This window comes from Nocardioides mesophilus (genome assembly GCF_014395785.1).
Classification (GTDB): domain Bacteria; phylum Actinomycetota; class Actinomycetes; order Propionibacteriales; family Nocardioidaceae; genus Nocardioides_B; species Nocardioides_B mesophilus.
Window position 1 is genome coordinate 3372894 of the sequence record NZ_CP060713.1, and the last position, 20612, is coordinate 3393505.

General features: G+C 73.3%; 18 protein-coding genes and 1 pseudogene. 13 read left to right on the top strand and 6 right to left on the bottom strand.

Annotated features, from left to right (window positions below; translation table 11 throughout):
• Positions 1 to 5 precede the first annotated feature (5 nt).
• The gene (locus H9L09_RS22520) at positions 6 to 137 is read left to right on the top strand and encodes a hypothetical protein (protein ID WP_281390769.1); all 132 of its coding nucleotides are present in this window, start codon (positions 6 to 8) and stop codon (positions 135 to 137) included.
• A gap of 3 nt (positions 138 to 140) precedes the next feature.
• On the opposite strand, the gene H9L09_RS16255 is transcribed toward H9L09_RS22520, so the two are convergent.
• Genes H9L09_RS16255 through H9L09_RS16265 form a run of 4 tightly spaced genes read right to left on the bottom strand, consistent with a single transcriptional unit; the run spans position 141 to position 2574 of the window.
• On the bottom strand, positions 141 to 1334 hold the full coding sequence (locus H9L09_RS16255; RefSeq protein ID WP_246456073.1) for a PQQ-dependent sugar dehydrogenase: 1194 nt from the start codon (positions 1332 to 1334) through the stop codon (positions 141 to 143).
• A 30-nt stretch (positions 1335 to 1364) separates the two neighbouring features.
• Positions 1365 to 1487: a hypothetical protein gene (locus H9L09_RS22525; RefSeq protein WP_281390770.1), complete on the bottom strand. Its 123-nt coding sequence runs from the start codon at positions 1485 to 1487 to the stop codon at positions 1365 to 1367.
• Positions 1481 to 2338, bottom strand: a complete 858-nt coding sequence (locus H9L09_RS16260; RefSeq protein WP_246456075.1) for an alpha/beta fold hydrolase — start codon at positions 2336 to 2338, stop codon at positions 1481 to 1483. Before H9L09_RS16260 ends, H9L09_RS22525 begins: the two co-directional genes overlap by 7 nt.
• 47 nt (positions 2339 to 2385) lie before the next feature.
• The gene (locus tag H9L09_RS16265) at positions 2386 to 2574 is read right to left on the bottom strand and encodes a hypothetical protein (protein ID WP_187577892.1); all 189 of its coding nucleotides are present in this window, start codon (positions 2572 to 2574) and stop codon (positions 2386 to 2388) included.
• A 213-nt stretch (positions 2575 to 2787) separates the two neighbouring features.
• On the opposite strand from H9L09_RS16265, the gene H9L09_RS16270 reads away from it, so the two are divergent.
• Together H9L09_RS16270 and H9L09_RS16275 are read left to right on the top strand one after the other, a co-directional pair.
• On the top strand, positions 2788 to 3708 hold the full coding sequence (locus tag H9L09_RS16270) for a 2-hydroxyacid dehydrogenase (RefSeq protein ID WP_187577893.1): 921 nt from the start codon (positions 2788 to 2790) through the stop codon (positions 3706 to 3708).
• Between the two features lie 2 nt (positions 3709 to 3710).
• Complete coding sequence (locus H9L09_RS16275) at positions 3711 to 4115, top strand: HIT family protein (protein WP_187577894.1); 405 nt, start codon at positions 3711 to 3713, stop codon at positions 4113 to 4115.
• A 50-nt stretch (positions 4116 to 4165) separates the two neighbouring features.
• Here the strand turns inward: H9L09_RS16275 and H9L09_RS16280 are convergent, their stop codons facing one another.
• The gene (locus H9L09_RS16280) at positions 4166 to 5608 is read right to left on the bottom strand and encodes an FAD-binding oxidoreductase (protein WP_187577895.1); all 1443 of its coding nucleotides are present in this window, start codon (positions 5606 to 5608) and stop codon (positions 4166 to 4168) included.
• Between the two features lie 168 nt (positions 5609 to 5776).
• Here H9L09_RS16280 and H9L09_RS16285 point away from each other — a divergent pair, with 168 nt between their 5' ends.
• The 5 genes and pseudogenes from H9L09_RS16285 (at position 5777) to H9L09_RS16305 (ending at position 13155) form a co-directional block, all read left to right on the top strand.
• Entirely contained in the window at positions 5777 to 9187 is a 3411-nt protein-coding gene (locus H9L09_RS16285) for an ATP-binding protein (protein WP_187577896.1), read from the top strand.
• A gap of 81 nt (positions 9188 to 9268) precedes the next feature.
• A complete protein-coding gene (locus tag H9L09_RS16290; RefSeq protein WP_187577897.1) occupies positions 9269 to 10354 on the top strand; it encodes a WD40/YVTN/BNR-like repeat-containing protein in 1086 nt (361 codons plus the stop codon).
• Positions 10355 to 10432: 78 nt separating this feature from the next.
• Positions 10433 to 10777: a hypothetical protein gene (locus H9L09_RS16295; protein ID WP_187577898.1), complete on the top strand. Its 345-nt coding sequence runs from the start codon at positions 10433 to 10435 to the stop codon at positions 10775 to 10777.
• Between the two features lie 104 nt (positions 10778 to 10881).
• Positions 10882 to 12563, top strand: a pseudogene (gene ilvD, locus H9L09_RS16300) (dihydroxy-acid dehydratase).
• Positions 12564 to 12576: 13 nt separating this feature from the next.
• Positions 12577 to 13155 carry a pyridoxamine 5'-phosphate oxidase family protein gene (locus H9L09_RS16305; protein ID WP_187577899.1) on the top strand — a complete coding sequence of 193 codons (579 nt, stop codon included), beginning with the start codon at positions 12577 to 12579 and terminating at the stop codon, positions 13153 to 13155.
• Positions 13156 to 13221: 66 nt separating this feature from the next.
• Here the strand turns inward: H9L09_RS16305 and H9L09_RS16310 are convergent, their stop codons facing one another.
• Positions 13222 to 14637, bottom strand: coding sequence for a M1 family metallopeptidase (locus H9L09_RS16310; RefSeq protein ID WP_187577900.1), 1416 nt, complete (start codon positions 14635 to 14637; stop codon positions 13222 to 13224).
• Positions 14638 to 14702: 65 nt separating this feature from the next.
• Between H9L09_RS16310 and H9L09_RS16315 the strand changes: the two genes are divergently transcribed.
• The 5 genes from H9L09_RS16315 (at position 14703) to efeU (ending at position 20591) form a co-directional block, all read left to right on the top strand.
• On the top strand, positions 14703 to 15449 hold the full coding sequence (locus H9L09_RS16315) for a GNAT family N-acetyltransferase (RefSeq protein ID WP_187577901.1): 747 nt from the start codon (positions 14703 to 14705) through the stop codon (positions 15447 to 15449).
• Between the two features lie 180 nt (positions 15450 to 15629).
• Positions 15630 to 17414 (top strand): acetolactate synthase large subunit, encoded by a 1785-nt coding sequence (locus H9L09_RS16320; RefSeq protein WP_187577902.1) that lies wholly within the window; start codon positions 15630 to 15632, stop codon positions 17412 to 17414.
• 34 nt (positions 17415 to 17448) lie between these two features.
• Complete coding sequence (gene ilvN / locus H9L09_RS16325) at positions 17449 to 17991, top strand: acetolactate synthase small subunit (protein ID WP_187577903.1); 543 nt, start codon at positions 17449 to 17451, stop codon at positions 17989 to 17991.
• A 116-nt stretch (positions 17992 to 18107) separates the two neighbouring features.
• Positions 18108 to 19136: a ketol-acid reductoisomerase gene (gene ilvC, locus H9L09_RS16330; protein WP_281390771.1), complete on the top strand. Its 1029-nt coding sequence runs from the start codon at positions 18108 to 18110 to the stop codon at positions 19134 to 19136.
• A 594-nt stretch (positions 19137 to 19730) separates the two neighbouring features.
• Positions 19731 to 20591 carry an iron uptake transporter permease EfeU gene (gene efeU / locus H9L09_RS16335; RefSeq protein WP_187577904.1) on the top strand — a complete coding sequence of 287 codons (861 nt, stop codon included), beginning with the start codon at positions 19731 to 19733 and terminating at the stop codon, positions 20589 to 20591.
• Positions 20592 to 20612 lie beyond the last annotated feature (21 nt).

Genomic DNA, 20612 nt, shown 5'->3' on the forward strand with positions numbered 1-20612 from the left:
CGACCATGGCCGACAAGTCCCCCCGGCAACACCTGTCCAAGAAGGCAGGCAAGTCCCTCAAGGAGAAGCGTGCCGACAAGCACGCGAAGACCGAGGCGTCCAAGACCGAGTTCCTGCCGCCTGGCAAGAAGCACTGACCCTCACTCGACGGCGACCTCGAGGATCCGGTCGTCCTGCGGGGCCGGGTTCCCGCGGCCGTCGCGGTTCGACGTCGTGACCCACAGGTTGCCGTCGGGTGCGACCACCACCGTGCGCAGCCGTCCGTAGGCGCCGACGAACCAGTCGCGGGGCCTGCCCACGCCGGCGTCGGTGACGGGCACCTGCCACAGCCGCTGCCCGCGCAGCGAGGCCAGCCACAGCGACCCGGCGTGGAAGGCCAGCCCGGACGGTGACGCCTCGGAGGTGCGCCACTGCACGAACGGGTCCCGGTAGCCCTCCCGGTCGCCGCGGCCCTCCACCAGCGGCCAGCCGTAGTTGCGGCCCCGGTCGATCAGGTTCAGCTCGTCCCAGGTGTTGGCGCCGAACTCGCTGGCCCACAGCCGTCCGCGGTCGTCGAAGGCGAGCCCCTGCACGTTGCGGTGCCCCATCGTCCAGACCGGGGAGCCCTTGACCGGGTTGTCGGGGGCCGGTGCGCCGTCGGGAGTGAGGTGCAGGATCTTGCCGGCCAGGGAGTCGGGATCCTGGGCCAGGTCGGGCTCGCCGGTCTCGCCGGTGGAGACGAACAGCGTGCCGTCCTCGGCGAAGAGCAGGCGGCCCCCGTCGTGGATGAACCCGTTCGGGATACCGGTCAGGATCGGGTCGGGCGCCCCCAGCCGGCCGCCGGCGTACCGCATCCGGACCACCCGGTTGTCCGCCGCGGTCGAGACGTAGGCGTAGACCAGCCGGTCCTCGGCGAAGGCCGGGGAGGCCGCGAGGCCGAGCAGCCCGGCCTCGCCCTGCGGCGTGGCGATCGCGACCCGGCCCACCTCCCGCGGCCGGCCGCCGGGTGCCAGGGCCAGCACCCGGGTGGTGTCCCGCTCGCCCACCAGCGCGGTCCCGTCGGGCAGGAACGTGATGCCCCAGGGCGCCGCCAGCCCGCGGGCCACGGTGGCGACCACGCGGGGCCGGCCCACCTCCCGCGGCGACTGCCCCGGGGACCCGGCCGGCCCGGACGACCCCGTCGACTCCGGTGACCGTGCAGACCCCGGGGGTGATGCCGGGGCCGGCTCACCGGTCAGCGTCGTGGGCTGCGGGGTGGGGGGCTGCTCGCCGAGACCGGCGGGACTGCCGGCGTTGCCGGAGCAGGCGGCCGCGGGGACCAGGACCAGGACCAGGGCGGCCACGGAGCGTCTCACCCCGTCCACCGTATCCGGTGGCCGTCGCGCTCAGCCCGGCTCGCGCTCGCTCACCGGTGCTCCGTCCGGGTGCGCCCGCGCGACCAGGGCGAGCAGCTCCTCGTGGACGCACTCCGGGTGCTCGAGCTGGAGGAAGTGCGAGCCCCTCAGCACGGCGTACGTCGCCTCCGGGATCCGGGCCGCGGCCGTCCGCATGTCCTGCGCGGAGGAGAGCAGGTCGAAGTGACCGGCGACGAAGGCGGTCGGGACGGTGATCCCCCGAGCGGGACCCGGGGGTGCTGCGCGGCGATCCGGGCCAGGTGCATGTACCAGTCGACGGGGGTGGTGAGGAACTCGCGCACGGTCCGGCCGACCGGCTCGAGGTCCGGGGTGGGCAGCATGAAGCCGGTGTGGGTGAGCGCCTGCGCGGCCCGCCGACCGACCGGCAGCCGGGTGGTGACCGGGGTGAGCAGGCCGCCGGTGCGGTGCAGCAGCGAGGTCAGCCCGAGCGCCAGCGGCCGGCGCAGCAGCCGCGGCAGCATCAGCGGCGCCCCCATCGAGGCGAAGGTGCCGCCGGGCACCCCGGCCACTGCGAACAGGCCACGCACCCGGTGCGGGTGCAGCACCGCCAGCTCGAAGGCGGTGTTGACGCCGATGCTCCAGCCGGCGACCACGGCCGACTCCACTCCCGCGTGGTCGAGCACCGCGAGCGCGTCCTCGACGAAGGCGTCCATGCCGACCCGGGCCGAGTCCGCCGGACGCTCGGAGCCGCCGACTCCTCGGTGGTTCCACGACAGCACCCGCACGCCGCAGTCGGCCCGCAGCAGCGCCGGCCACGCATAGGCACTGGTGCCCAGGCCGTTGCAGAGCAGCACGGTCGGACCGTCCACGTCGTTGGACCAGGCCCGCAGCCGCGTGCCGTCGTCGCTGACCACGTCGTGGAAGCTCAGCGCGAGGTCCGACGGCGCGTCGACCTCCTCGAGGTCGGGGACGGCGCGCAGGGCGCGCTCGGCGTTGCTGGCCATGGGCGAAGTGTGCCCGACCCGGGGTGCGTGGCGCTGCTGCCGGGCTGTCAGGCGGAGCGGTGGCGAGAGGCCCGGTGGTGCCGGCGGAGGAACTCCTCGACCTCGTCGAGCTCCCGTCGGCGCTGGGTGAGCGCCGTGCTGGCCACCATCGCGTTGCGGCGGGCGGTCTCCTGGCTGGCCACCGGCCAGCGGGACAGATCTCGGGCCAGTCCTCTGAGCTGCTGGTCGATCCGCACGTCGCCTCCTGACGGTGGTTGCGGGCGCTGGGCGCCCTGCTGGTGCTGCTCGGTCTGGTGGTGCTGGTGGCTCTGGCGGACTGTCTGGGCCAGCTGCCTGTGCTGCCAGGTTCGGTCGCCGTGGCCGACACTACGAGGCTGTGACGACAACGCCGTCTCCGTCGTGTGACGCCCAGGTGAACGCGCTCCGGCTCCCCGACTAGGGTCGATCAGGTGAGCACTCCTCTGGTCTGGCTGCCCTTCGACCCGTCCCTGCTCGGTGAGCCGCCGGCCGGCCTGCGCTACGAGGTGGTGGTGCCGGACGAGCTCGAGGTGCTTCCCGGGTCTGTCTCCGAGGTGGAGTTCTACGTACCGTCGTACGGCTTCTCCGAGGTCGACGTCAAGGCCATGGAGAAGATGACCTCGCTGCGTGTAGTCCAGACGCAGTCGGCCGGTGTGGACCACCTGCGCGAGCACGTCCCCGACGGGGTCCTGCTCTGCAACGGTCGCGGCATCCACGACGCCTCGACGGCCGAGCTGGCGATGACGCTGATGCTCGCCTCGCTGCGCGGGATCCCCGGCTTCGTCCGCGCCCAGGACGCGCACGAGTGGATCCACGGCACCCGCCCGGCGCTCGCGGACCGGACCGTGCTCATCGTCGGGTACGGCGCCGTGGGCGCCGCCCTCGAACGCCGGCTCGACGGCTTCGAGACGCAGGTCGTCCGGGTGGCCCGCTCGGAGCGCGAGGGCGTGCACGCGATGGGCGACCTGCCCGACCTGCTGCCGCGGGCCGACGTGGTGGTGCTGATCGTGCCGCTGACCGACGAGACCCGTGGGTTGATGGACGCCGAGGCGCTGGCCCGGATGAAGGACGGTGCGCTGCTGGTCAACGTCGCCCGCGGCCCGGTCGTGGACACCGACGCCCTGGTCGCCGAGCTGCGCAGCGGCCGGCTGTGCGCGGCGCTCGACGTCACGGACCCGGAGCCGCTGCCGGCCGGGCACCCGCTGTGGGACTGCCCGAACTTGCTGGTCTCCCCGCACGTCGGGGGAGCGACCTCGGCGATGGAGCCCCGTGCCTACCGGCTGGTCCGCGAGCAGCTCGAGCGCTACGCGACCGGGCAGCCGCTGGTCAACGTGATGAGCGGCGACTACTAGCCGTGAGCTCCTGCATCTTCTGCCAGATCGTCGCCGGTGAGGCCGAGGCCTTCGTGATCGCGTCCTCACCCGACGCGGTCGCCTTCCTTGACATCGCCCCACTGTCCCGGGGCCACTCGCTGGTGGTGCCGACCCGGCACGTCAGCGACCTGCTGGAGGGCGGCGCCGAGGTGCTCGCGGAGGTGGCGCCGGTGGTCGAGGAGACCGCGAGGCTGCTGGTCGGCCGGCTCCGGGCCGACGGGATCAACCTGTTCCAGAGCAGCGGTACGGCGGCCGGCCAGGAGGTGCCGCACTTCCACGTGCACCTGGTGCCGCGGTGGCGCGACGACGGGGTGCTGCGCAACCTGGTCGGTGAGCCCAGCGGGGCCGAAGACCTCGACGCGCTGCACGTCGAGCTCCTCGGTTGAGCCGCGGGTGCCGGGAGGCCCCGGCACCCGCGGGTCGGTCGCCCCGTCGGTCAGACGGTGACCCGGCCGTTCTCGAACAGCCGGGGGACCCGGTGGTTCGCCACGAACACGCCGTCCGGGTCGACTGCCGACCGGATCCCGGCCAGCCGGCGCCACGCCTCGGCGCCGTAGGCGGTCCGCGGGTCGACCGGGTTCTCCGCGAAGTTCAGGTACTGCCGGCCGTTCGCCCACGGGGAGAGCGCGCCGGTCAGCCGGACGGCGTCCGCGTGCCCCTGCGCCGCCATCTCCGGGGTCAGCGCCATCGCTCCGGCGAAGCCCACGAACGCCGCGTCGAGGTGCGAGAGGGCCCCGCCGCCCTCGTGGGGACGGCCCAACGCCCCGCCGAGCTGGCGCAGCTCGCCCATCAGCAGCGAGGTGCCGGAGCCCGGTCCGATCTCGGTGAGGAAGGCGTCCACCGCGGCGTCCGGCAGGGAGCCGAGCATCGTGGTGTCGGAGACCACCGGCGTCGGACCCTCCGGGTCCATGTGCAGGCGCACCAGCGACCCGGCGGGGACCCGGTCGAAGGTGTCGATCTCGGGCCGCAGCGCCCGCAGGTCGCCGAGCAGCTCGCGGCCGTGCACGTCGGTGCCGAGCACGGCGCCGTCGATGACGACCACGGACCGTCCGCGCAGCGGCTCGGGGATGTCCGGCAGCGGCGGCAGGTGGAGCACCCGGAACGAGGTGGTGACCTCGTCGGGGGCTGCCGGCGCCCAGGAGGCCCAGCGGCGCAGCACCCGCTCGGCGTCGGCGACGTCCCAGATCAGCATGCCGGCGTACGCCGTGGCGATCCGGAACAGCGAGAACTCCAGCGCGGTGACGACGCCGAAGCTGCCGCCTCCGCCGCGCACCGCCCAGAACAGCTCGGGGTTCTCGGTGGCGTCGGCACGCACGGTGCTGCCGTCGGCGAGCACCATCTCGACGGCGGTCAGGCTGTTCGTGGCGAGACCGAGCTTGCGGGCGTACCAGCCGATGCCGCCGCCGAGGGAGTAGCCGGCGATGCCGACGTCGGGGGAGGAGCCGTGCAGGGCGGCCAGGCCGTGCTCGGCCGCGGCTTCGACCGCGGGAAGCCACACGGTGCCGGCTTCGACCCGGGCGACCCGGCGCTCGGTGTCGATGCTGACCCCGCTCATCTGCGAGGTCCGGAGCAGGACGACGTCGGAGAGGTCCTGCGCGGCCAGCGGCCCGGCGTTGTGCCCGGTGCTCTGCGGAGCGACCCGGAGCCCGGCGGCGACGGCGGCGCGGACCACCTCGGCGACCTCACCGGCGCTGCGGGGCAGGGCGACAGCGGCCGGCTGCTGGTCGACGGCGGCGTTCCAGGCGCCGCGGGCAGCGTCGTAGCCGGGGTCGCCGGCCACGTGCACCCGGCCGGCGCACAGGTGCCGCAGGGCGGAGGCGGCGATCGGGGCGGCCGCGTGCGCGGTGGCGGGACGGGCGGGGAAGGTCTGGCTGGTCATGAGCTCTCCTGCGGAGGGTCGAGATGAACTGGTGAGAACACCGTGCCGCGCCGTTCTGGGAGCTCTCTGGGGATCGACTGGGGGTCGACCGGGGGTCCGCGGTGCCGGACCCTGCAGGGCTGCCCGAAGGGGGCCCGCGGGACGGCCGCGGCGCCCTATGCTGCCGACGTGGAGGTCGCGGTGCTGGGGCCGGTGCAGGTCCGTCGGGGCCCGGACAGCGTCGCTCTGGGCACCCGCAAGCAGCGGGAGCTGCTGGCGGCGCTGGCGCTGCATGCCGGCCGTCCGGTGCCCGTCGACACCCTGGTCGACCTGCTCTGGGCGGACGCGCCGCCGCCGGGGGTCTCCGCGACGCTGCAGTCGTACGTCGCCGGGCTGCGCCGCGCCCTCGAGCCGCAACGGGAACGCCGGGCGCCGGCCAGCGTGCTCGTCACCGTCGACTCCGGTTACGCCCTCCGGCTCCCGGCCCAGGCCCTCGACGCGACCCGGTTCGACCAGCTGGTCACCGAGCAGCACCACCGGGTCGGCGCGGACCCGTCGGCCGAGGAGCTCGCCGAGCTGGTCGACCGACTCGACGAGGCACTCGCCCTGTGGCGCGGCGACCCCTACGCCGAGCTCGAGGACGCACCCGCCGCCGAGGCGGAGCGGACCCGGCTCGGCGAGCTGCGGCTGCTGGCGCTGGAGGACCGCGCGGTCGCGGAGCTGGCGCGGGGCCACCACTCGACGGTCGCCGGCCAGCTCGAGGCGCTGACGGCCGCGCACCCGTTGCGGGAGCGGCTCTGGGCGCTGCGTGCCCTCGCGCTCACCCGGTCGGGACGGCAGGCGGAGGCGCTGGAGGTGCTGCGCGAGATCCGCACGCTGCTGGTCGAGGAGCTCGGGCTCGAGCCGGGCCACGAGCTGCGGAAGCTGCAGGGCGCGATCCTGGCGCAGGACCCGGGGCTGGACTGGACCCCGCCGCCGTCCGGAGTCGCGACCCGCGGCCCGTCCGCTCCAGGGCCCGTGCCCGCGGCCGACGCCCGGTCCCTCCCCGGGCCGGCCGGTCCCGGAGCCGTCGCCCCGACCACCCCCACCGGCCCCACCACCCCGACCACCCCGACCGCCCCCAATGGCGCGGCCGGCGGTGCCGGCCCGAACTTCTGGCCGATGGTCGGCCGGTCCGCGGAGCTGGCCGTGCTGGCCGGGCTCCTCGACACCGCCGACACCGGCCGGCCAGCCTTCGCCGCGGTGACCGGCGATCCCGGGATCGGCAAGACCCGGCTGACCTCCGAGCTCGCCGCGCTCGCACGTGCCCGAGGTGCCACTGTGCTGGTCGGCAGCTGCTCGCAGGACGACGGCGCGCCGCCGCTGTGGCCCTGGCGCCCGGTGCTCGCCGGTCTCGGGGCGGAGCTCCCGCGGGCCGCCCCGGGCGACCGCGAGGACGAGGGCGCCCAGTTCCGCTCCTGGGAGGCCGTGGTGGCCACGATCCACGAGGCCGCGGCGCAGCGTCCGCTGCTGCTGGTGCTCGACGACCTGCACTGGGCCGACCGGTCCTCGCTGCGCGTGCTGCGCCTGCTGGTGGAGACCGTGCAGGAGGGACGCCTGGCAGTCGTCGGCACCTGGCGCCCGCACCCGCCGCCGCGCGAGGCGCTGGCGGACGTCGCGGAGTCACTCGCGCGCCGGCACGCGCTGCGCCTGGAGCTCACGGGCCTGGACGCCGCCGGGGCCGCCGAGGTGGTCACCGCGGTGACCCACGACCGCCCGTCCGCGGTGGAGGCGGAGTCGCTGGCCCTCCGCACCGACGGCAACCCGTTCTTCCTCGTGGAGTACGCCCGGCTGGCGGCCGAGGGCGGCGACCTGGCGGCCCTGCTCGCCGAGCCCGACCCGCCGACCGCCGTCCACGACGTGCTGGTCCGCCGGATCGAGCGGCTGGAGGAGCCGACCCGGGCCGTGCTGCGGACAGCCTCGGTGGTCGGCCGCGAGTTCGACACCGGCACGGTCGCCGCGGCCGGCGGCCTCGACGAGGACGACGTGCTGGACCTGCTCGAGCCGGCGCGGGTCGCCGGGCTCGTCCGCGAGGACGGCGTGGACCGCTGGGCGTTCGCGCACGCGCTGGTCCGCGACACCGTGTACGCCGCGCTGCCGGCGACCCGCCGGGCGCGGGTGCACGTCCGGGTCGCCGAGGCGCTGGAGGGCCGCGGCCGCGAGACCGAGCAGGCCCGGCACTGGCTGGAGGCCGGGCCGGGGCACGCCGCACGGGCCTGGCCGTCCGCGGCTGCGGCCGCCGCCGCCACCCGGCGCCTGCACGCCCACGACGAGTCCGCGGAGCTGTTGGTCGCGGCGCTGGAGGCGCAGCAGCGGGATCCGGCGGCGACCGACGTCGACCGCTGGGAGCTGCTCATGCAGCTGATCGACGCCCGACGGTGGAGCGGCCACTGGCAGGCCGTGGTCGACGTCGAGGTGGAGGCGGTCGCGCTGGCCGAACGGCTGGGGGACGACGACCGGGTCGCCGCGGCGGCCACGGCGATGACGCTGAGCCTGTGGAGCTCTGCTCCCTTCGGACAGGTCAACGAGGTCGTGGTCGGTGCCCTCAGGCGCTGCCTGGCCCGGCTGCCCGGTGGCGACAGCCGGTCCCGGTGCCTGGTGCTGCTCGGCCTCGCCAACGAGCTGTACTTCACGGCCGACTTCGACCAGCGCCGGTCATGGATCGCGGAGGCCGTGGCGATGGCACGCCGGATCGGCGAGCCGGGGCTGCTGCTGGACGCGCTGATGGTCGCGCAGATCGCGCTGTTCGTCCCGGCGACGGCGGCGGACCGGCTCGTCTGGCTGAGCGAGGCCGTCGCCCTGGCCGAGGCGTCAGGCGACGAGCGGCGGCTGGCGGTGGCCGCGACGTTGCGGGCCGTGGTCGTGGGGGAGCTGGGCCGGGTGGAGGAGCTGGGACCGGCGCTGACGCTGGCGCAGCGGGAGGCGACCCGGCTGCGCCACCAGTACGCCCTGGTGATCCTGGCGGCCACCGAGGTGCCCTGGCTGGCGATGGCCGGCCGGTTCGAGGAGTGCGAGGACCGGCTGGAACGGATGCAGCGCCTGATGCAGCTGATGGGCCTCGTCGAGGGCGAGAACCTGCTCACCGTGGTCAGCCTGGCGCTGTGGCGGGGCACCCCGCTGGCCGTGGTCGACGAGCTGGTCGCGGTGGTCGAGGCGGAGACGCTGCTCGGCCCTCTCGCCGTCGTCTGCCTGCTGCGCGGCGGAGAGGTGGACCGGGCCCGGACGATGGCCGAGAAGCACCCCTTCGAGCTCGACGCCGACACCTGGGCGTCGCCCCTGCTGTGGGGCTGTGCGGCGGAGACCGCGCTCGGGCTCGGCGACGCGGTCCTGGGACGTCGGGCGTACGCCGCGCTGGCGCCGTACGCCGGCCGCGCCCTCACGGCCGGCGCGCACTGCGCACTGGGCCCGGTGGACGCCTTCCTCGCCCTCGCGGCCGCAGCCGGCGGTGAGGGCGACGCGGCGACGCGGCACGCGGACCGGGCGGAGCAGCTCGTCGAGCAGTGGCAGATCCCGCTGGCCGGGGACTGGCTGCGGGAACTCCGGGGGCGCCACCAATTCTGAGCGACCCACCGATGAGTTCGGAGTAGCGTGCCGGTCTGTACACCGGGGCCGGTCGTCGGGACCGGCCCGAGGAGGGGTGTCATGACCGAGACCGTGCTGATGATCGGCACCCGCAAGGGGCTCTGGCTGGCCCGCAGCGCCGACCGCGTCGACTGGAAGCTGGAGGGGCCCGACGAGCTGAGGAGCGAGGTGCACGCGGTCGCGTTCGACCGGCGCGCGGACAGCCCGCGGATGTTCATGGCCAGCCGCAGCTGGCACTGGGGACCGCAGCTGCTCCGTTCCGACGACCTCGGCCGGACGTGGCAGCGCAGCGACGAGGGAGCGATCAAGTTCCCCGAGGACACCGGCGCGAGCCTGGAGGCGGTCTGGTCGATCGCCCCGTCCCCCGCGGACCCGGACGTCGTCTGGGCCGGCACCGAGCCGTCGGCGCTGTTCCGCTCCACCGACCGCGGCGAGAGCTTCACGATGGTGCGCTCGCTGTGGGACCACCCGCACCGCCCGCAGTGGGGAGCGGGGTTCGGAGGTCAGGCGATCCACACGCTGCTGCCGCACCCGACCGACCCGGACCAGCTCACCGTCGCGATGTCCACCGGCGGCGTCTACCGGACCTTCGACGCCGGCGAGACGTGGGCGCCGGCCAACGTCGGCATCAAGGCCGAGTTCTTCCCCGGTGAGGTGCAGTACCCCGAGTTCGGCCAGTGCGTGCACAAGGTGGCCCGCGACGCCGACGACCCGGACCGGCTCTACGCGCAGAACCATGGCGGCGTCTACCGCAGCGACGACCGCGGCGACTCCTGGACCTCCATCGCCGACGGACTGCCCAGCGACTTCGGCTTCCCGGTCGTCGCGCACCCGCGCCGAGGCGGGACGGTGTTCGTGCTGCCGCTCGGCGGCGCCGACGCGCGCTACCCGGTCGACGGGGACTGCCGGGTCTACCGCTCCACCGACGCCGGGGGGAGCTGGCAGGCGCTGGGTCGCGGGCTGCCGGACGACTTCTACTCCGCGGTGATGCGTGACGCGATGTGCGCCGATGGCGGCGACCCGGCCGGGATCTACTTCGGCAGCCGGGACGGCACCGTGATGGCGAGCGCCGACGAGGGGGAGAGCTGGCGTCCGGTCGCCGAGCACCTGCCCGACGTGCTCTGCGTGCGGGCCGCCGAGCTCTGAGCCTGTGTTGGTGTTCGTTGCCCTGGCGGTGCACCCGACGTCGTCATGGTCGAAGGTCTCGTCGACCGGAGGCCGCTGATGCGGCTCGAAGCTGCTCTCGACCGTCTGTTCCCGTTCGCGCGCGCGATCGACGTGGTCGTGCCGCTCACCGATGAGGGCGGGTTCCTGGCCGAGCTCGTGCTTCCGGTGAAGGCCGGAGAGACACAGCTGCAGGTGTGCCGGATCCGGCAGGGCTCCGACGAGGGACCGTGGGAGGACCGGCTCCGGTGGCGAGGGCCGGGTCACCGCGCGAGCGACGGTCATGGACGGTGGTCGTTCCTCGCCGCCTGGGACGGGGTGGCCTCGATCGAGGAGGTACAGGCATTGGTGATGTTCCGGCTGGTGCGTGACCCGCAGCTCGGAGACACCGAGCCGCAGCGGTAGGAGTCGCGAGCTGCTTCCGGAGAAGGCCGCCGGGCGGCGCCGGTCGTTCTCGCCAGGCGGCGGTCGACGGGTCGCCGCCCGGCCCGCGGCGTACGATCCGGTTCATGCCAGAGACCCCCGACATCAAGCCCCGCAGCCGCGACGTGACCGACGGCCTGGAGCGCGCGGCGGCGCGCGGCATGCTCCGCGCGGTGGGCATGGGCGACGACGACTTCGCCAAGCCGCAGATCGGCGTCGCCTCGTCCTGGAACGAGATCACCCCCTGCAACCTGTCGCTGGACCGGCTCGCGAAGGCCGTGAAGAACGGCGTGCACGCCGCCGGCGGCTACCCGCTGGAGTTCGGCACCATCTCGGTCTCCGACGGCATCTCGATGGGTCACGAGGGCATGCACTTCTCGCTGGTCTCGCGTGAGGTGATCGCCGACAGCGTCGAGACCGTGATGATGGCCGAGCGCCTCGACGGCTCCGTGCTGCTCGCCGGGTGCGACAAGTCGCTGCCGGGCATGATGATGGCCGCCGCGCGACTCGACCTCGCCAGCGTCTTCCTCTACGCCGGCTCGATCATGCCCGGCCAGGTCGACGGCCGCGACGTCACGATCATCGACGCCTTCGAGGCGGTCGGCGCCTGCCTGGCCGGCAAGATCACCCGGGAGGAGGTCGACCGGATCGAGCGGGCGATCTGCCCCGGCGAGGGCGCCTGCGGCGGCATGTACACCGCCAACACGATGGCCGCCGTCGGCGAGGCGCTCGGCATGTCCCTGCCGGGCTCCGCGGCCCCACCCGCGGTGGACCGCCGCCGCGACGGCTTCGCGCACCGCTCCGGCGAGGCCGTGGTGAACCTGCTGCGCAAGGGCATCACCGCCCGGCAGATCATGACCATGGAGGCGTTCGAGAACGCGATCACCGTGGTGATGGCGCTCGGCGGCTCCACCAACGCGGTCCTGCACCTGCTGGCGATCGCCCGCGAGGCGGAGGTCGACCTCACCCTCGACGACTTCAACCGGATCGGTGCCAAGGTGCCGCACATCGGCGACCTGAAGCCGTTCGGCCGCTACGTGATGAACGACGTCGACAAGGTCGGCGGCATCCCGGTCGTGATGAAGGCGCTGCTCGAGGCGGGCCTGATGCACGGCGACTGCCTGACCGTGACCGGCAGGACGCTGGCGGAGAACCTGGAGGAGATCGCACCCCCGGACCTCGACGGTGACGTCATCCGGCAGCTCACCGCGCCGATCCACAAGACCGGCGGCCTGACGATCCTCAAGGGCTCGCTCGCCCCGAGGGCGCGGTCGTGAAGTCGGCCGGCTTCGACGAGTCGGTCTTCGAGGGCACCGCCCGGGTCTTCGACGGCGAGCGGGCCGCGATGGACGCGCTCGAGGCTGGTCAGATCCAGGCCCGCGACGTGGTGGTGATCCGCTACGAAGGGCCCAAGGGCGGCCCGGGGATGCGCGAGATGCTGGCGATCACCGGCGCGATCAAGGGAGCCGGCCTCGGCAAGGACGTGCTGCTGCTGACCGACGGCCGCTTCTCCGGAGGTACGACGGGCCTGTGCGTCGGGCACGTCGCCCCGGAGGCCGTCGACGGCGGGCCGATCGCCTTCGTCCGGGACGGCGACCCGATCCGGCTGGACGTGGCCAACCAGCGCCTCGACGTCGACGTGGACGTCGCGGAGCTCGAGGCCCGCAGGGACGGCTGGGCGCCGCTGCAGCCGAAGTTCACCAAGGGTGTGCTGGGCAAGTACGCCAAGGTCGTGCAGTCCGCCGCTCACGGCGCGGTGTGCGGCTGAGCCCGGTCCCGGGATGAGCGCGGTCCACGAGTCGATCGGCGGCCGGCTGCGCGCCTTCATCGAGGCGCAGCCGGTGTTCTTCGTGGCCACCGCGCCGTCCAGCGGCGGTCACGTCAACGTCTCTCCCAAGGGCGTCGCCGGCACGTTCGTCGTGGTGGACGAGCGCACCGTCGCCTACCTCGACATCACCGCGAGCGGCGCCGAGACGATCGCGCACCTGCGCGAGAACGGTCGGATCACGGTCATGTTCTGCTCGTTCGAGCGCTCGCCGAACGTGGTGCGGTTGCACGGGACCGGCCGGGTGGTCAGCCTCTACGACCCCGGCTACGAGACCTGGGCGGCACGGTTCACCGAGACCCGGGGTGCCCGCGCCGTCGTCGTCGTGGACGTCGAGCGGGTCTCGGACTCCTGCGGCTACGGCGTCCCCCTGCTGGAGTACGCCGGCGAGCGGGACCTGCTTCCGGGGCACATGGAGCGCAAGGGCACCGAGGGGCTGCTCGACTACCGGCGCGCCAAGAACAGGTCGAGCATCGACGGGCTGCCCGCCTTCGACGACGACCCGCTCCCGGGAGCGGGGACGAGCGGTTCCTGACCCGGCGGAGCGGCCCGCGCGCTGCGTGACGGACGCGCCGCCACGCCGGTTCCGCCCCGCTCGGGATCAGGCCGGCGGCCAGGTGCGGGAGTTGAGCCAGTCGCGGAAGAAGCCGCTCAGCTCGCGCCCGGTCTGGTCCTCGACGAAGCTCACGAACTGCTGGCGGTTCGAGCTGCTGTCCGGGTGCTGCTGCGGCCACCGGCGGACCACCCGCCAGAACGTCTCGTCGCCGAGCTTGAGGCGGAGCTTGTCGTACATCAGCGCGGTGCAGGTGTAGACGCAGCTGGTCGCGAAGTCGCCGCGGTCGTAGGCGCCCGGGCCGCCCTGCTCCCGCCGGTCGTAGGTGTTCGACCACTTGAAGTAGGAGATCCAGTCGCGCCAGCGCATCGAGGTCTTCTGCGAGGCCCACTGCGCCTCGAGGTACATCGCCATGCCCTCGTTCATCCACAGGTCGCGCCAGTCGCTGGGGGTGACGGTGTCGCCGTACCACTGGTGCGCGAGCTCGTGGACCATGGTCTCGCGTCCGGACAGTGCGTCGCCCCAGCTGCGGGAGCCGAAGGTGACCAGCGTCTGCGTCTCCATCGCCGATTCGGCCGGGACGACGACGGCGCCCGCGGACTCGAACGGGTAGCGACCCAACCGCGCCTCCAGCCAGCGCAGGTCGGCACCCACGTGCTGCAGCCCCTTCATGTAGCGGGCCACCTCGCCGCGCGGCAGCCAGAAGTGCAGCGGCAGCCCGTGCGGGCCGGTGTCGCGCCGATGGGCGTAGGGGCCGACCGCGAGCGTGGTCAGGTAGCTGGCGGTCGGGTGCTGCAGCTGCCACGAGGTGGTGGTGCGTCGCTCGGTGCGGGTGCGGCTGACCAGCGTGCCGTTGCTGACCCCGACCCAGTCGCGGGGAGCGGACACGGTGATGTCGTAGAGCGCCTTGTCCGACGGCTGGTCGTTGACGGGGTACCACGTCAACGCACCGAAGGGCTCCTGCATGGTCCACAGCTGGCCGTCGCGGGCGACCCGCATGCCGACATCGCTGAAGTCGCCGCGGGTGGTCGGTGCGGGCACCGGCCGCGGGGTGCCGCGGTAGGTCACGCGCACGTCGTACCGCTGGTCGGCCACGACGGGGGAGTCGATGACGAGGTGCCGGCCGGGGTGCGAGAACAGCGCCGGGACCCCGTCGACGCTCACCGCGGTGACGGTCATGGTCCTGTTCAGGTCGAGCTGGACGTGATCGGCGGTGCCGGTGGCGCGCAGCCGGATGTCGGCGACGCCGCGCAGCAGCCGCTTGCCGCGGTTCCAGTCGAGGTCCAGGCCGTAGTGGAGGGTGTCCACGCCCGGGTCGCCGTACGCCGGGTAGTAGCTGTCCTCGCGGGGCGTCGACAGCCCGAGGTCCTCGCTGGTCGCCGCCGCGGCCGGGCCGGCGAGGGTGGTGGTCAGAGCGGCCGAGAGGCCGAGCGCCAGCGCAGCGCTGGTGCGGCGAAGCTGCATGTGGTTTCCCGAGTCGGGTCGGTCCGGAAGCCCGCTGCGTCCGGGACCGACCTAGAGTTCCACACATGGGACGGTCGGAAGAGGCATTCGCGCCGATCGGCGGGGCGGTGCCGGGCTGGTCGGAGCGGGAGCCTCCGCGGCCCGGACCGTTCCCGGGTCGGCACTGCAGCGTGGTGCCGCTGCGCGCCGAGCACGCGGAGGCGCTCTACCCGTCCTGCGCCGGTCCCGGCAACGAGTCGCTGTGGACCTACCTGGCCGACGGCCCCTACCCGGACGCGGAGTCGTTCGCCGCCCGGGTGGCCGGCACCGCCGCGGACCCCGACTCGGTCAGCGTGGCGGTCCTGAACCCCGCCGGTACGCCCGTCGGCCTCGCCAACTTCCTGCGCATCGACCCTCGCAACGGCACCGTCGAGGTGGGCGGCATCCTGTTCGGCCGACGGCTCCAGCGGACCGCCGCCGCCACCGAGGCGATGCACCTGATGGCCCGGCACGTCTTCGAGGAGCTCGGCTACCGGCGCTACGAGTGGAAGTGCGACGCGCTGAACCAGCCGTCCCGCGACGCTGCGGTCCGCCTCGGCTTCACCTTCGAGGGCGTCTTCCGGCAGGCGGTGGTCTACAAAGGCCGCAACCGGGACACGGCGTGGTTCTCGATCACCGACCGGGAGTGGCCGGCCCTGGACGCGGCGCACGAGGAGTGGCTGGCACCGGCGAACTTCGACGAGCGGGGCCGACAGCGACGCTCGCTGAGCGAGATCCGTTCACATGCTGGTACGCAAAGTCCAGATGTTGGGACGCCTGTCACACTTGCTTGACGAGGGAGCGCGGCTGCGGCGACGGTTGGTCCCATGCGAACCGACATTCTTGTACGCACGCGACGCGGCTGCTGACGACACCACCGACAGCGACGCGTCCTCCCCTCGATTGCCCACCGGGCCGAGGGGTTTTTTGTTGGGCACGGCACCCTCCGGGGTGAACGGACGAGGAAGGCGAGCATGGCGAACCAGGCCACCGGCGCGGCAGCGACCACGGGGACGGAGACCGCCGTCACCGGCGCACAGAGCCTGATCAAGGCCCTCGAGTGCGCGGGAGCCGAGAACGTCTTCGGCATCCCGGGCGGCGCGATCCTGCCCGCCTACGACCCGCTCTTCGACTCCACCAAGCTGCGTCACATCCTGGTGCGGCACGAGCAGGGCGCCGGACACGCGGCGCAGGGGTACGCGAGCGCCACCGGCAAGGTAGGGGTCTGCATGGCCACCTCGGGGCCCGGCGCCACGAACCTGGTCACCCCGATCGCCGACGCCTACATGGACAGCGTGCCGATGGTGGCCGTCACCGGCCAGGTGGCGAGCGCCGCGATCGGCACCGACGCCTTCCAGGAGGCCGACATCCGCGGCATCACGATGCCGATCACCAAGCACAACTTCCTGGTCACGAACCCGGACGACATCGCGCGCACCATCGCCGAGGCGTTCTACATCGCCTCCACGGGCCGACCCGGACCCGTGCTCGTCGACGTCTCCAAGGACGCCCTGCAGGCGGCGACCACGTTCGCGTGGCCGACCGAGCTGAACCTCCCCGGCTACCGGCCGGTGACCCGTCCGCACGCCAAGCAGGTGCGCGAGGCCGCCCGGCTGATCCTGGAGTCGCGACGCCCCGTCCTGTACGTCGGCGGCGGGGTGATCCGCGCGGGTGCCTCCAAGGAGCTGCGGGTGCTCGCCGAGGCGACCGGGATCCCCGTGGTCACGACCCTGATGGCCCGCGGCGCCTTCCCCGACAGCCACCCGCAGCACCTCGGCATGCCGGGCATGCACGGCACCGTGGCCGCGGTCGCCGGACTGCAGCGCAGTGACCTGATCATCAGCCTCGGGGCCCGCTTCGACGACCGGGTGACCGGCAACCTGGACTCGTTCGCGCCGAACGCCAAGGTGATCCACGCCGACATCGACCCAGCGGAGATCGGCAAGAACCGGCACACCGACGTCCCGATCGTCGGCGACGCCCGCGAGGTGATCGCCGACCTGGTGGTTGCGCTCCAGGCCGAGGCCGAGCAGGGCCGCTCCGGCGACTACGAGGCCTGGGTGGAGTTCCTGGCCGGGGTGAAGATGAAGTACCCGCTGGGCTACGACGAGCCCTCCGACGGGTCCCTCTCCCCGCAGTACGTCATCCAGCGGCTCGGCAAGATCGCCGGCCCCGAGTCGATCTACGTCTCCGGCGTGGGTCAGCACCAGATGTGGGCGACCCACTTCGTCAGCTACGAGAACCCGCGCACCTGGATCAACTCCGGAGGCCTCGGCACGATGGGCTTCGCCGTGCCGGGCGCGATGGGCGCCAAGGTCGGCTGCCCGGACACCACGGTGTGGGCCATCGACGGCGACGGCTGTTTCCAGATGACCAACCAGGAGCTCGCGACCTGCGCGATCGAGGGCATCCCGATCAAGGTCGCGATCATCAACAACGAGTCCCTCGGCATGGTCCGGCAGTGGCAGACGCTGTTCTACAACGAGCGCTACTCCAACACCGACCTGCAGTCCAAGCGGATCCCCGACTTCGTGAAGCTCGCCGAGGCCTACGGCTGCGTGGGTCTGGCCTGCGAGGCGCCGGAGGACGTCGACGCGACGATCGAGAAGGCGATGCAGGTCGACGACGTGCCGGTGGTCGTGGACTTCCGGGTGCACCGCGACGCGATGGTGTGGCCGATGGTGGCCGCCGGCACCAGCAACGACGACATCAAGTTCGCCCGGGACATGGCGCCCGTCTTCGAGGAGGACGACCTGTGAGCACCCGAGGACCCCGAGAGCGGGAGTGGAACCGATGAGCAAGCACACGCTGTCCGTGCTGGTGGAGAACAAGCCCGGCGTCCTCGCCAGGGTCGCCGGCCTGTTCAGCCGCCGGGGGTTCAACATCGACTCCCTCGCGGTCGGGCCGACCGAGCACCCCGAGGTCTCCCGGATGACCATCGTGGTCAGCGTCGAGGAGTCGCCGCTCGAGCAGGTCACCAAGCAGCTGAACAAGCTCGTCGAGGTGATCAAGATCGTCGAGCTCGAGCCGACCCAGGCGGTCTCCCGCGAGCTGCTGCTGGTGAAGGTCAAGGCCGACGCCACGTCGCGGAGCCAGGTGCTCGAAGTCGTCCAGCTGTTCCGTGCCAAGGTGGTCGACGTGGCCACCGACGCCGTCACCATCCAGGTGGTCGGCAACGCCGGAAAGCTCGAGGACTTCCTGCGGGTGGTCGAGCCGTTCGGCGTCCGCGAGCTCGTGCAGTCCGGGATGGTGGCGATAGGACGCGGCGGACGCTCCATCAGCGAGCGGAACCTCAAGCCCGTCCCGGTCCCGGCCTCACTCTCCGCACCCGCCTGAACGACGTACCCGTGGTGGACGCCCCGGCTCCCGGACCGCTCCACCACGACCCCGCCTGACCCCCGACCGACCCCGAGCCAGATGTGTCTGACACACCAGAAGAAGGAGAGCCCATCGTGGCTGAGATGTTCTACGACGACGACGCCGACCTGTCGGTGATCCAGGGCCGCAACGTTGCGGTGCTGGGCTACGGCAGCCAGGGGCACGCGCACGCGCTCTCGCTTCGCGACTCGGGCGTGGACGTCCGCGTCGGGCTGCCCGAAGGCTCCAAGAGCCGGGCGAAGGCGGAGGCCGAGGGCCTGCGGGTGCTCACCCCGAACGAGGCCTGCGAGGAGGCCGACCTGATCATGATCCTCGCGCCCGACCACGTGCAGCGGAAGCTGTACGCCGAGGCCGTCGAGCCGAACCTCGTCGAGGGTGACGCGCTCTTCTTCGGGCACGGCTTCAACATCCGCTTCGGCTACATCGAGCCGCCCGAGGGCGTCGACGTGGCGATGGTCGCGCCCAAGGGTCCCGGCCACCTGGTGCGTCGCGAGTACACCGAGGGCCGCGGCGTCCCGGTGCTCGTCGCCGTCGAGGTCGACGCGACAGGCAAGGCCTGGGAGCTCGCCCTGTCCTACGCGAAGGCCATCGGCGGCCTGCGCGCGGGCGGCATCAAGACCACCTTCACCGAGGAGTGCGAGACCGACCTCTTCGGCGAGCAGGCGGTCCTGTGCGGCGGCGCCTCCCAGCTGGTGCAGTACGGCTTCGAGACGCTGATCGAGGCCGGCTACCAGCCGGAGGTCGCGTACTTCGAGTGCCTGCACGAGCTGAAGCTGATCGTCGACCTGATGTACGAGGGCGGCATCGCCAAGCAGCGCTGGTCGGTCTCCGACACCGCCGAGTACGGCGACTACGTCTCCGGCCCGCGGGTCATCGACCCGCACGTGAAGGAGAACATGAAGGCGGTCCTCGCCGACATCCAGAACGGCGCCTTCGCGCAGCGGTTCATCGACGACCAGGACGCCGGCGCGCCGGAGTTCAAGGCGCTGCGCGCCCAGGGCGAGCAGCACCCGATCGAGAAGACCGGCCGTGAGCTGCGCAAGATGATGAGCTGGGTGAAGTCGCACGACAGCGACTACACGGAGGGCACCTCCACCCGCTGATCGGCCTGCCCACCTGCTGCACCGACCGAGCCCCCGGCACCGTCCGGGGGCTCAGTCGCGTCCGGGCCCAGGTCGCGGCCGCCCAGGCCGGCGTACCGGTGTTGCCGCCGCCCCGGTGGCTCACGTGCCGCCGGCTGTTCCCGCGCCCGGCGGGCGGGGCCGCCCGACCCGGGGGAGGGGCACCAGCGGTGGGACATGCACTTCCCGGCCACCGGGCGAGGTCCCAGGCGGGGCGCGGCCCTGCCGGGCTCTCGAGTGCATGTCGGAGCGCTTGCCGCCGCGCGCCCGAGGGGAGCGTCAGCTGGCCGCGGGCCCGGCCCTCCCGCACCCGGAGGCTGGCCCCCGCGGCGACGAGCACCTGCGGTGCGACATGCACTCGCGGGCTACCGGGCGGCGCCCCAGGCGGGGCGCGGCCCTGCCGGGCTCTCGAGTGCATGTCGGAGCGCTTGCCGCCGCGCGCCCGGGGGAGTGTGAGCGCCGTCCCTCCGCGCACCCGGCCGGGCTAGCCGGCACGGCACGGGCGGGGACCCCGCATCGACATCCTTGGTAGTTCGAACTAAGGTAAGCCTTACCTACTGGATCGGAGCGCCCTTCATGCTCGCCAACTTCCTCATCGGCCTGCGGGAAGGCCTCGAGGCCGGGCTGATCGTCAGCATCCTCGTGGCCTACCTGGTGAAGTCGGACCGCCGCCGGCTGCTGCCCCAGCTGTGGAGCGGGGTCGCTGCCGCGATCGTGCTCAGCCTCGGCTTCGGGGCGGCACTGACCTTCGGTCCCCGGGGTCTCAGCCACGAGGCGCAGGAGCTCATCGGCGGGCTGCTGTCGGTCCTGGCGGTCGTCTTCGTGACCTGGATGATCTTCTGGATGGCCGCCGCCGCGCGGGGGATGGGCGGCGAGCTCCGCGGCCGGATCGACCGGGCCGCCGACGCCGGCGGCTGGTCGCTGGTGGTGGTGGGTCTGCTGGCGGTGGGCCGCGAGGGCCTCGAGACGGCGCTGTTCCTGTGGGCGGCCACCGGGGCGGCCACGTCCGGCGGCGCGAGCAGCGTGCGCCCGCTGATCGCGGCCGCACTGGGCCTCGCCACCGCGGTCGTGCTGGCCTACCTGCTCTACCGCGGTGCGCTGCGGCTGAACCTGTCGCGCTTCTTCACCTGGACCGGCGGCTTCCTCGTCCTGGTCGCCGGCGGCGTGCTCTCCTACGGGGTGCACGACCTCCAGGAGGCCGGGGTGCTGCCCGGGGAGGACTCCCTGCTCTTCGACGTCAGCAACGTGCTCGATCCCTCGTCGTGGTTCGCCGTCGTCCTCAAGGGCGTCTTCAACATCTCGCCGGTGACCAGCGTGCTGGCCGGGGTCGCGTGGCTGCTCTACGTCGTCCCGACCATGACGATCTTCCTGGTCAAGGCGCGGGGCCGGTCGTCCCGGTCGCCGGCCCGTCCGCGGGTTCCCGAGCGGACCGGCTGACCGGTTCCCGCGCCGGCGCGC